At 54.2% G+C, this 12360-nt stretch carries 9 protein-coding genes; 4 read left to right on the forward strand and 5 right to left on the reverse strand.

What is annotated here, in order from left to right; translation table 11 throughout:
• Positions 1–337: 337 nt before the first annotated feature.
• Complete coding sequence (locus BST81_RS15440) at positions 338–607, forward strand: hypothetical protein (RefSeq protein ID WP_075599391.1); 270 nt, start codon at positions 338–340, stop codon at positions 605–607.
• A gap of 341 nt (positions 608–948) precedes the next feature.
• Here BST81_RS15440 and feoB read toward each other — a convergent pair whose 3' ends face one another.
• The 3 genes from feoB to BST81_RS15455 all read right to left on the reverse strand — a co-directional run bounded on the left by feoB (position 949) and on the right by BST81_RS15455 (position 3342).
• Positions 949–2742, reverse strand: a complete 1794-nt coding sequence (gene feoB / locus BST81_RS15445; protein ID WP_075599392.1) for a ferrous iron transport protein B — start codon at positions 2740–2742, stop codon at positions 949–951.
• On the reverse strand, positions 2739–2996 hold the full coding sequence (locus BST81_RS15450) for a ferrous iron transport protein A (RefSeq protein ID WP_075599393.1): 258 nt from the start codon (positions 2994–2996) through the stop codon (positions 2739–2741). The genes feoB and BST81_RS15450 overlap by 4 nt, the downstream gene beginning before the upstream one ends.
• A 100-nt stretch (positions 2997–3096) precedes the next feature.
• Positions 3097–3342 carry a hypothetical protein gene (locus BST81_RS15455; RefSeq protein ID WP_075599394.1) on the reverse strand — a complete coding sequence of 82 codons (246 nt, stop codon included), beginning with the start codon at positions 3340–3342 and terminating at the stop codon, positions 3097–3099.
• 167 nt (positions 3343–3509) lie between these two features.
• Between BST81_RS15455 and BST81_RS15460 the strand changes: the two genes are divergently transcribed.
• On the forward strand, positions 3510–7313 hold the full coding sequence (locus BST81_RS15460) for a hypothetical protein (RefSeq protein WP_075599395.1): 3804 nt from the start codon (positions 3510–3512) through the stop codon (positions 7311–7313).
• Positions 7314–7522: 209 nt separating this feature from the next.
• On the opposite strand, the gene BST81_RS28510 is transcribed toward BST81_RS15460, so the two are convergent.
• The gene (locus BST81_RS28510; RefSeq protein ID WP_216351349.1) at positions 7523–9424 is read right to left on the reverse strand and encodes a hypothetical protein; all 1902 of its coding nucleotides are present in this window, start codon (positions 9422–9424) and stop codon (positions 7523–7525) included.
• A gap of 155 nt (positions 9425–9579) precedes the next feature.
• The gene (locus tag BST81_RS15470) at positions 9580–11130 is read right to left on the reverse strand and encodes an iron uptake porin (RefSeq protein WP_253188316.1); all 1551 of its coding nucleotides are present in this window, start codon (positions 11128–11130) and stop codon (positions 9580–9582) included.
• 397 nt (positions 11131–11527) lie between these two features.
• On the opposite strand from BST81_RS15470, the gene BST81_RS15475 reads away from it, so the two are divergent.
• Entirely contained in the window at positions 11528–11698 is a 171-nt protein-coding gene (locus BST81_RS15475) for a 50S ribosomal protein L32 (protein WP_075599398.1), read from the forward strand.
• Positions 11699–11709: 11 nt separating this feature from the next.
• The gene (locus BST81_RS15480) at positions 11710–12309 is read left to right on the forward strand and encodes a sulfite oxidase-like oxidoreductase (protein ID WP_075599399.1); all 600 of its coding nucleotides are present in this window, start codon (positions 11710–11712) and stop codon (positions 12307–12309) included.
• Positions 12310–12360: the final 51 nt, after the last annotated feature.

The raw sequence follows: 12360 nt of genomic DNA on the forward strand, positions 1-12360 counted from the left end.
CTTAAACTCTATAACCATGCAGCAATTAAATGGACAGGATTTTTCATAACTTAACCAAGCTGGCAAGCGCTATTCGTCCAGGTAGTGGGCGAAACTTTGTTAATTTTTCCCAGGTTTAAATAGCTTGAGGCTAATTCGTCACATAGGATACAGAAATAGATAGAAGACTATTGGTTTTTCTGTCAAGAATTTTTCAGCAGTCTTGAATGGCCTTACCTCGAATCGCAGGCAATGACTGGTCGGAGGTAGGGGTCATTGCCTTGCAAATCAGAGATATGGTTTTCGGCTCTGTGCCAGAAAGCTTCTTTTTTATGTGCAAAAGTTAGGGAGATGACCTATGAACCCAGTTGCAGAAATCTTGCTGGAGCAAATCACCCAGGCCCAAAAGCTGGGGCAGAAAATTCTGACTGCGAGTGGTTTGGATGATGATGGAGTGATTTATGCCTTTGCCACCGCAGACACGCTGGTGATCAATTGCAGAGACTACGAAACGACCTGGCGATTTGATGAGGCGCAGGGTAGCCTTAACCGAGCGATCGCGCACCTCCAGTCTTCCATTCAGACCATCTCGATCGAAAGGGTAGGTCGCCCCTTCTATTGTTGGTAAGGATCGTGGATTAAATAACCTGGAGTTCTTCAGCCCTCCCCCGCCGGGAGCTACTGTGTACCCATAATCCCCTCCTGGGAGGGGTAGGGGTGGGTTCAACGCTCCTGCTCCCGTTCCTGGAACCACCCCGTCCCTGCGGGCCACCCCTACCCAGAGGGGATTTCACGCGAGTCTGCTGACTTGAGCCAAACTTTTCAGAGATCTGTATAGGCGGTAGCCGCCGGGAGGGGGGGAGGGGGTGAGGGCAAGCAGAAGTTTGACATTTTATTTAATTCTTATTCGTAAGGAAGTTCTATAGCGCCCAGAGGCATCCTGGCGGACGCTGCAGAATGTAGTCCGACTCAAAAGCCCAGAGCACGGGCTCCCTGGTAAAAGATGAAACTGGCGACCCAGGCCAGACCGATCGACCAGGCCACTGCGAAAGTCGCAAAACGGATACTTTTGGACTCGCTCTTGAGAACCGCCACGGTAGATAGACAGGGCACATAGAGGAGGGTAAATAGCATGAAACTGTAAGCCTGTACCCAGTCGATTTGCTGGGCGATCGCCCCACCCAGACTATCCTCCGTTGAGGCGCCATAGATGACGGCCAATCCCCCCAGCACGATTTCCTTGGCGATGAATCCGAAGATCAGGGCGATCGCTAACTGGGAGTTAATGCCCAGGGGTTGGAGTACAGGTTGAGTGGCCTGCCCAATCAGGCCAGAGAGGGTCTGGGCACTGGCGGGTGGCACACCTGCTGGAAGATTATTCAACAACCAGATCACGACCACCCCGGCAATAATGAAGCGGTTCGACCAGCGTAAAAAATGTTTTACCTCACACCAGGAGCGGATTAGCATCTGCTTGAAGGTGGGAAAGCGATAGGGCGGGAGTTCCAGCACCAGGGGATCCTGGTTAACAAAGCGGCCCTTGAACAGGGCAGCGGTCATTAAGGCGGCAGCAAAGCTCAATAAATACAGACTGAACAGCACCAGGGGCGCAACCTGAGGGGCAAACAGGGCTGTTGTCATGAAGATAAATACATTCAACCGGGCTGAACAGAGGGAAAAGGGAATCACCAACATGGAGAGCATCCGTAATCCGGGCGATCGCATCACGCGGGTCCCCATGATAGCTGGGACATTACACCCAAATCCCATCAATGACATGACAAAGGACCGTCCATCCAGGCCCAATCGTTCCATGAAGGCATCCATCAGAAAGGCAGACCGGGCCAGGTAGCTGCTGTCTTCCACGATCGCCATACAAAAGAAAAACAGCAAAATCACTGGAATGAAAGCGGCAACTGTGCCCATACCGTCATAGAGGCCACCTATCAAAAATCCCTTCAGAAACGAGGGGAAACTGGCTAAAGCTGGCTCCAGTAGGGTGGTTTTCCCCCAGTCCAACCCCTGGCCCAGCAGATCCTGGAGCGGCGTTCCCAGGGTATAAACCACTTGAAACATCAGGTACATGGCCGCAAAAAACAGAGGCAGTCCCAGAACTGGATGGAGCAGGATGCGGTCCAGACGGGTGGTCAGGGTATCCTGATGCTGATCTGGCAGGTGCACGGCATCCTGCAGGATGGTTTCCAGTTCGGTGGCAATGTGGGCGTCTGTGGCCAGACGATCGGAGAAGTCCTGAACTGAGACAGGGTGATCCTGGGCTTGCAACGCCTCCGAGATCGCCACCAGGGCGGCCTCGTAGCCTCCTCCGTACTTGGCACTCATCGGAATGACCGGCATCCCCAGGTGATGGGTCAGTTTTTCGGCGTTAACCGTTACCCCAAATTTTGGGGCTTCATCGGCCATATTCAGAAGCAATACTGCGGGCAATTGCAAATGCTTAACCTGCAGCGCCAGACTGAGCTGGCGATCGAGCTGAGCGGTGTTCAGAATAATAATGACTAAATTCAGGGGTGTCGATTCCAGGAAGCGCTGTACTACGGTTTCGTCTTCAGAAAAGCCCCTCAGATCATAGATTCCCGGCAGGTCAATCACTTCTGTGGGCTGATCTCCAATCCTGATAGGCGCGATCATCAAATCAACCGTAATTCCAGGCCAATTGCCGATGCTGGCAGTGGCTCCTGTAAAACGATTAAAGAAAGTAGATTTGCCCGTGTTGGGCATCCCCAAAACTGCAATTCGCTTCAACTTGTCTCTCCAGTCACCAGAGGAGTAATCTCCACTTTCTGGGCATCACGCTGACGTAACATCACTTCTGTCGTACCAATCCGGACATGCAGGGGACCAGAAAACCACGATCGGCGCAACATCGTGATCTGACGGCCCGAGCGAAAGCCCAGAGCCAGTAAGCGTTGATGCAACCCATGGGAGGTATTTAACTTGGAAATGATAGCAACTTGTCCTGGCTTCAGCACAGCCAGGTGAGGATAGGGCTTAGGCATGGGGCAAATAATCCATCCAGAAAGCTCGGAACAATGGCTTTGATAGGGTTTTCAACATTACCTCCTGTTACAGGACCAGGGGTGCTGTTGAGAATCTTTTTCAAGAGTTACTTAGATCGTCACACAGGCCAGGAGTGTCTGTCAACTCATCGTTCTGATTTGACAGAACCCGATTGATGATTAGACAGGTGCTGGGGATTCCCAACCATTGGGTCAGGTCAATAATGATGGCTGTGCCTGTCTCATCCTGCCGATTGGGCCTCAGAACCACCGGCAGAGTATGTGAAAAGGCAATGGAGAGGAGCGTTGCTTGATGCAAATCAGGGTGGGTATCGATCTGCGCCATAGTGACCCTACCGAAAATGGGGGGCTGACCCCATAGTAGTAGGTTGCCCCATCCCGTCTGAACTTGACCAGCTACTCAACTTTCCCACCTGGAGAAGCGTCACAGTCTGCTTTTAAATGACCTGCGATCGGGTTATGGTGATGCCCAAATAGTCCCCTGTGATTCCAATGGCAGTTCACCCTGATCCCGATCGTCCGATTAAGCTATTGCTGACCCTTCAGGGGGACGCCCCCCAACTTCTGGCAGGATTAGAAGCCCTGCTTCACTTGGGGCTCCTCTCCGATGCCCAGGTCAAGCAACTCAGTCAGCAGCACTTTACCTGTGCTGTGCCAGAACCCGTCGTGGCCCAACCCGCACCAGAGTCACTGGCTTTGGACCTGGTCCCGGCATCCCCCGCTTCATCGCCGGGATTAGTGGTCCAGGGATTGCAATCTCTGATGGCTGAGATCAGTGTCCTGTGGCTGCTGTTTCTGGGCGTGTTCCTGGTGGTGGTGTCGTCAGCGGTGCTGGCTGCCAGCCAGTGGAAACATGTTCCCCCAGAAGGACAGTACAGCATTTTACTGGCTTATACTCTGGCGTTCTGGGTTGCAGCCACCTGGACTGGTCGGCGACCTGATCTGGGTCTGACCGCTCGCATGCTCCAGATCACGACACTGTTGATTATCCCGGTGAACTTCTGGATGATGGATGGCTTCAAACTGTGGGCAACCGACCTGGGCCGGATCGTGGGAATAGTTGCCACCCTTTCCCTCACTGGGGTCAATGTCCTCCTGCTGCGATCGGCGACCGGGCCTTTGCCGAAATTGACCTTGCTGAACAGCATTGGCCTGAGCTGGCTGCACTGGGGCTGGAGTTTGCCCGGTTTTCCGCTGGGGGCCACCTATATCGGGACGATCGGCACTGCCCTGTCCCTGTTCTACCGCCATGAGTCCACAACCCGATCAACCGAGGTACAGCCAGAACCAGATCGATCGCCCAATCTGGGCCTCATTACCCTGACGATCACCACCCTGCTTCTGATTGGACGAGCCATCCTGATGGCAAGGGTGCCAGTGAGTGAGTTGGGACTGGCCCTGGGCATTTGCGGCTGGCTGCTCTGCTGGCTGGCTCGTCACGATTTTCAGCGGCGCGTTTGGAGTCAGGCGGGTGTGGGGCTGATGCTGGTTGGGTGGGGCGTCTCGATAGGAACGCCAGTTCCCTGGCAGGCGATCGGGGTCAGTGTTCTCGGTCTCTGGTTGCTGGCCGATCGACTGCTCAAAAACAGACGCCCCATTGCCCTGACTGCTTTCTTCCTGGTCGGGTTACAGACCTATGTCCTGTTGCGCCAACTGATTCCGGAGGAACGACGACAGACGATCGTCGCCTTCTGTATCCAGCAGGTTGGTGAGATCGGGATGCCCGATGCCCTGCCAGGAATTGCCCTCTTTCCCTATCTCTGGCTCACCCTGCTGGCAGTGGACTGGCTGCGACGGCGGGAATACCTCCCCCTGGTGCAGCGCACTGAACGACTGGCCCTGCTGCTGGGGATTGGTATGACCCTGGCCAGTTCCCTGAATCAGACGGTGCTGGCTATTAATCTGTCTCTGACTACGGTTACCCTGGCCCTGGTGATCTGGAAGCGCGCACCCTTAGGTGATTGGCTGATTTACCTGACCCATGTCCTGGGTCTGGCGGCGATCGCCACCTGGATTGATGTTCTGTTCCCCGAGCTGGATCAGCATTTCTGGGCAGCCCTGTTTCTGGCTGGAATGGTCATCGAGTGGGGAGTCACTGCTTTGGGTCCCTGGACTCGCTGGCGGCGCAGTGCCTGGATCTTGGGTTTGGTTCTAGCCGGAATCGGTTATCAGCTTCTGATTGATCGGGTCTCTGACGGGTATGACTGGGGCTGGATGTGGTTGGTGGCTCCCGCAAGTCTGACCACACTGGCCTATCGATCGCGGTTTCCTCCCCAGATTGCAGCCGCCTGGTTCAGTACCGTTGGTCTGGTGGCCTTGCAAGTTCTCACAGTTCCTACCGCGCCCCTGCGGATTCTGGGCCTAGGCACCGCCACAATCCTGATGCTGCTGAATATGCGCCAATTGCAGCATCTGCTGGCTGCTGTGGTGACGATCGGTCTGGGACTGTCCTTTGGGGCAGTGGTTCTCTGGGAAATTCTGACGGAACAGGGGGAAATCCCCTTCGGAGTCTGGTTACTGATCCAGGCGATCGCGGTCCTCGGCCTCTGGCTGTTCCGGCTGGCCCTGTTGCGGCGGGATAATCCCCTCAGTCTTGCCTACCGTCTGGCCAGCGACGGATGGGCCATTGTCATCAGCGGTATCACCTTGCAATGGATGACGCTTTACAGTTTGGGGCTCTATCTGAAGGTTTTTAGCCCTGAATTGCCGGACTGGCGTCACCTGACAGCGGCTACTGTTCTGACGGGGGCGATCGCCCTGCGTACCCTGCCCCAGGGGACCAACCTCGGCTACTTTGGGCTGGCCTGGGGTCTGGAGACTGTTCTCCTGCAAGGGATTGCGTTGCTGGGGCCATCGATCGATCGGCTGGCGATGGGGAATCTGGCCCTGGGGTTGGGACTGCAACTCCTGGGGGATTTCTGGATGCGTCGTTTCTCCAGTCGCATCTATCCGGCCAGTTGGCATATCATTCCCCTGCTCTATGGCCTGCTGGGATTTATGCTGCAACATCGGGACTTCACGGCTACGACCGGGTTGTTTACCCTGGGACTGGCGCTGATCGGGATCGGGATTGGTCGCCGTTTGGCTGCCAATGCCCTCACCTATCTCTCTCTGCTGGCAGTTTCAGTCGGAGCCTATGAGCTGTTGATTTACCAGTTGCAACAGGCTAAAGGGGGAAGTGCAGGGGATGGGTTGGTTTTGCTGGCGATCCTGGCGGTTACCTTTGCGATCGGCTTCAGGCTGATGTGCCGTCGGTTGGCTACCTTCCTACGCCTGACGGAACCGGGTCTGCGGGCGTGGGGCTATCTCCACTGGGCCTTCGCTACGGCCCTGCTACTCATGGCCCTGACTCTTCCCCTCAGCGTTTCTGGAGGGTATCTCTGGAGCGGTACCTTGGCTGCAACGGCCCTCTATGGGCTGCTGCAGGGCCGGATGCAGCCAGGAACAATCCTGTCCTTTCCCCGCTTCTGGACCTATGCGGGTATTGCGGCAGCGGTTCTGTCCCTCAGTGGCCTGCTCTATCTGGTTACGCCTGATAAAACCGGGCTGGAACAGTGGGCGGGTGCGATCGCCGGTCTGTTTGCCTTACCCATGTACAGTCTTCCCTGGGGGCGCTGGGGCTGGCCTGTTTCTCCCTGGCGGCGATCTGCAGCGGGCTTACCCCTGTTGGTGACCTTACCCTTGATTATTCCGTCCAGCACCCTGAGTCTGCTCCTAGTGGCTACCTTTTATGCCTGGTTGGCTAGAGCCTCAGGTCGCCTGCGTCTCAGTTATGTGGGGGTTCTGCTGGCCGATTACGTCTTCCTCCGCATCCTGGAGCAGTACCAACTCACCGATCCTCTCTGGTTTGCCGCGATTGTGGGAGGATCTCTCCTGTTTGTCGCCCAGGTTGACCCTTACCTGCAGGCCCAACCGGAGCGGGAGAAACGCCACTGGTTGCGCTGTCTGGCCATCGGTCTGATTGCCTTCACTGCGTTCTATCAGTCCGATCGCTCCGATCTCAGTTTCTCGTCCCTGGCCCTGAGCGGGGGCACGATCGGGTTTGCGATCGGTTTGGTTCTGGCTGGTCTGGCCTTGCGGGTGCGGGCGTTTCTCTATGTTGGCACGGCTCTGTTTATCCTCAAGGTCTTGCGCCAGCTCTGGTTATTTATTGATAATTATGCTTTGGTCCTGTGGGCGATTCTGGGGGTACTGGGTCTATTGTTCATCTTGGTGGCAGCCAATTTTGAAGCCCGTCGCAGTCAATTCACAGCCCTGTTACGGTACTGGGTAGATGCACTCTCAACCTGGGAATAAAAAAGGGGCACTCTTCAGTGCCCCATTCGCGTAAGCGGAGACAAATTTTATCATCCTGACAGTTCTGAGCTCTGGCCCCTTTGATGGAACTGGCTACAGGTCTGTCTCGAGAACACGGGCACACAAACCCAGTTCCTGGCTGCAAAGGCCTCACGTTGAATCAGCAGGATGCATCAGAAACTGGGTTGCTCCAATATCGTACTGATGTTCTAGTTGCCAGGCGTGCCGGTTGTACCAGTCGTGCCAGTCGTGCCGGTCGTACCAGTCGTGCCGGTTGTACCAGTCGTGCCGGTCGTACCGGTCGATTCAGGTATACCTGGTAAGCCAGTGACGCCAGTTGTGCCAGTACTGTTGTTATTGGTACTGGTATTCGGGCTGGAGTTGTTGCTGTCGTCAGTACTGGAATTGTTGCTGGAGTTGTTGCTGCCGTTGGTACTGGTGTTCGTACTACTGTTATTGCTGGAATTGTTGCTGGAATTGTTGCTGTCGTTGGTACTGGTGTTCGTACTACTGTTATTGCTGCCGTTGTTGCTGGAGTTGTTGCTGGAGTTGTTGCTGGAGTTGTTGCTGCCGTTGTTACTGGTATTGGTACTGGAGTTGTTGCTGCCACTGTTTTCGCTAGTCGTGGTTGTGGTCGAAATCTGACGCAAACCAACTAGCCCCGGAAAGATCCGGCTGGATGGACCAACGACTACAAATACAATCTTGGTGCGACCCCGACCTCGTACCAGAATTTGTCCCCGGCGACGGTTTTCCCGCACTTCCCGATCGTCATCATCATCATCGTCATCGTCATCGTCACTCAGGTCCTGTTCCCCATACTGGGAAGAGTAGATTTTGTACTTGCTCCCTGATTTGGAGATAGAGGCCAGGGTGAAGATCCGGATGTAGGTGGTGCTGGAGCTCACAATGGTTGAACTGGAGCTGCTGTCGCTGGAGGTGTTGGTAGAGGTGTTGGTAGAGGTGTTGGTAGAGGTGTTGGTGGAAGTATTGCTATCAACGGTATTATTCGCAGTTCCAAAGTTGGTTGAGAGGGAATTGGAACTGGGGGTGAAGGAACCCAGCCCCGGAACGGGAACACCCAGATTAAACTGGGTTTTACCCTGGGAAGTTCCATTCAGATTTAGCCCTGCTTGATTAAACTGGTACTGAGTTTTAGCATTGTTGCTCAAATAGCTAATAGAGGAGTTGTTGATCAGAGAGGTCAGACCTGTTCCTTCTCCCTTGACCTTAAACGTGGTGTTTTGAGCTGCGAAGTTACCCTGATTGGTGGAGGTTCCCTGTAACGAGAGTTGGATTCCCGTTGCGGTTCCTTCCAGCTTGAATTCTTGAGACGACGGTGTACCAACGCTCTGGATCTTGAACTGGGTGACTGCGTTGTTGCTGTTGAAGGTAATGGTATTTGCCGTTACCTGGGAAGATGCCAGGGCTGTGCCCTGTCCTTCCAGTTCAAACTTGATCCGTCTCCCGGTTGTGGTCGGATTGTCAAAAATAGGACCAGAAGAAATGAACTGAATGTTAGAGGGTAAACCAATGTTGCCACTGGGAATATTGGCCTCATAGGGACCAATCAGCAGATTTCCGCCGGATGAGTTGAAGGTATTGCTGGAAGCAGGGGAAAGGGTCACTCCTGTTACAGGCAGGAAGATTTGAGGAGCCGAACCCACCTGCTTCGGTGTGATCAGCGTCCCTCCCAGGATATCCGTCGTTGTAAACGAGGTGAGGGTGAAATTGAGGGTGGTCGGAATGCCCTGGAAAAATACGGGTTGACCAGAGGAGGTGAAGGCTCGGCCAGAGAGAACACCCTGCAAGGTGCCACTATCACCACTGCCTGGGATACCCGTAGCGCTGGCTGTGCCATTCAGCTTACCCGCAGTCGGGGTGAAGATGGAATTGACGGTCACTCCATTGGGGGTTTCCAGTCTGAGGGTTTTAGTGGTGGCATCAAACAAGACAGTCGGGCTGCCAGCGGGCGTCGGCACAAAAAAGGCCGCATCCCCGGTGACTTTACCCCCTTGAATGGGGATATCGGCCCGAACGGCAGGAGCAATGGCCAGGCTTCCAGCCAATAGGCCAAAATAAACGGCAAAATGAGCTGACTTAACTATCACAGTTGTAATCCTCATGAAGAATAGTAGGGTTTTGGGATCCAACAGGGGTAACGTTGGGGAGTTCAAAGTCCGAGGAACTGATGCAGACTAGTCCTGTCGCTGTTGCTGCAACGTTGCGGTCAGGTTAGGCAGGACTTAGCAGCATCGATGAACTCCTAAAAGCTGAAGGTGGTCCGCAGGGCACCAACCGTAACCGTGTCACTGTTTGTCGTGTGGTTCGAGTTGAAGATGAACAGCACGCCGGGGGTGAGACTGATGTTGTCGGAGAGGCGGATCCGGTAGAACGCTTCCACATGGGTGGAGGTTCCAGGTTGCCCCCCTGGAACACCCCCCGTCAGGGCGAGCAGACTGGGAATGTTTAGCCCTGCTGGCAGGTCACTACTGTCAATCTTGGGAGGTTGACCCACGTAAATGCCTGCCAGATTTCCATCCCCAAACAGGTCAGGAAAGTTGAGGAAGGCCATCCAGTTGAAGGTACGGACCCCACCTGATAATCCTGGAACACTGGAGAAGGTCCGACCGGCCCAACCTCCCAGGGTTACTGCCGGAGAGATGCGCCAGGAAATCGTGCCTCCGATCGCATCCGTGTTCAGGGGTCTACCCACCGTAAGCTGATCATCCCCAATCCCAGTCCCCAAAAAACCATTGGTGGAATAGGCGTTGACGTAGTTCAGGGAAATGTCCAGGGTCTCAACGGGGGTAAGGGTGAGCTGGGTCCCAAAGTTGGTGCCGCCATTGAACAGACCATTGGAAGCGGTTGGGATATTAGGGGTGGTGGCAGAATAAACAGCCTGTAAGCTGGCCCAATCGGTGATTTGCCAGTCAAAGCCAACCCCACCCTGACCGCTGCCAATATTCAGGATGGGGTTGCGCTGGGCGAAGAACGAAATGGGACCCTGACCTGCACTCTCAATCCGGTTAACGCCCCGAAACACGTTTACCATACTGACCCCGACGGGGCCAACCACGACAGCAAAGTTATTGCCAATCAAATGCCGGAAGGTTAGGTCACTGAGCACGACGGAGTTATTGGTGCTGCCGGTGTAACTCAGTCGTGCCATATTCGTCAGCAGAACACCCTCCAGACCGATCGCATTACTGGCCTGCAGACTGGTGAACAGAATGCTGCGGGGGTCAAAGACTGTGAACAGGGAGAGTTGGACGTTATAGACCGCTGAGATTTGGGACTGGGCGCGGGTATCTTTTACCCCATCCACCGGGAAAAAGTCGGCGGAGCCCCCATCCCCACCCTGGACCCCGATGATCGCCTGTCCAAACAACTTGGTGGTGGTTGAGAACTGCTGAGCTTCCAGGGTCGCTGTGCGGGCCTCCAGTTGGTCTACCCGGCCCCGCAAGGTGCTCAATTCCATGGCAAATTCTTCTTGCAAGCGCCCCAGGGCTTCCAGATCTTCCTTCTGAACCAGAGTTCCGGTGGCTGATGCAATTAACTCGTTGATTCTATCCATACAGGCATTCAAGCCTGCAGCAAATTCGTAGCGCGTCATGGCCCGGCCACCACGATAGGTACCATTGGGATAACCAGCGATGCACCCGTAACGCTCTACCAGAGACTGCAGAGATTGAAAGGCCCAGTCAGTGGGTTGCACATCTGAAAGTTGGGAAACAGAGGTAACTTGCGCCATTGGATCTTCCGCCTCTGAAGCTGAATCCAATTCCGGAACCTGCTCGGCCAAGGCTGGAGTCATAGAGAGACCAGCCAACGTTACACCTGCCAGAGTCGAGACAATCCATTCACGGCTCAATCTGGATGTCACTATAGATTTGCTCTTTGTCATACACCAGGGTTTTGTTAGGTTTGGATAGCGTTAGGTTTGGATAGAGCGAAGGAAAACAGGTGGGGTAGGTAAAACATCATCTGAACCTACGCTGGAGCAGCATTCCACAGGAAAAAGGCGAGATCAAGAGCTGCCAGAAAAATAAAAACTGTATTGATTTACGTCCTCTAGACTGATACGCCAGGGGAAGGTTCCCTCCAGAGAGGCAGTTGGGAGAAAGATTTTTTCTGTCTTGATTTTCTGTGACACGATGGTCGCAATCCACTAAAATAGGAGGGTTGTCTACAAATCTGCAGTCTCAACTGCCATGGCTCAACCTAAGAAGAAAACTTCCAAACTCAAGCGAGATCAGCGGCGAGCAACCTGGAAACGCAAAGCTGCACTCCAAGCTCAGCGAGCTTTATCTCTCGGAAAATCCATTCTGACTGGACGCTCTACCTTTGTCTATCCGGGGAACGAGGAAACAGAAGAAGAATAGGCTAATAACTGATGCTGGGCAAATTCTTTCGAAAATCAGAATCAGAGCCATCCAATCGCGTCCCTCCCGGTCAACGGCTGACTACCGGGTTTCCGGTGCTGACCTATGGTTCAACGCCTGAGGTCAGCACGGTAGACTGGCAATTCCGGGTTTGGGGTTTGGCGCAGGAAAAGACTTTTACCTGGGCAGAGTTCATGGCCCTACCCCAGAGTGACTTCACAGCCGATTTTCACTGTGTGACGACCTGGTCTAAGCTGGATGTGCAATGGACGGGAGTTAAGGTGACGGATTTCATGGCTGCGATCGAGGTAGACCCTCAAGCAGTTCACATCATGGAACATTGCTATGGCGGCTACACCACGAACATCGCTATGGATGATTTTCATAGAGCAGAGAATTTCTTCGCCCACACCTTATTTGGTCAACCCCTGTCCCCCGATCATGGCGGCCCCCTCCGCTTGGTGGTGCCCCACCTCTATGCCTGGAAAAGTGCTAAGTGGATCAATGGCTTAGAATTCCTTGACCATACAGAGCTGGGGTTCTGGGAACGTAATGGTTATCATCATCGGGGAGAGCCCTGGGCCGAAGAACGCTACAGTGTACGCTTTTAGGATTCAATTTTGAATTAATATAAAGAGCGAACTCATAATACAGTCTGCTTT

Source organism: Leptolyngbya sp. 'hensonii' (assembly GCF_001939115.1).
In the GTDB taxonomy this organism is placed as follows: domain Bacteria; phylum Cyanobacteriota; class Cyanobacteriia.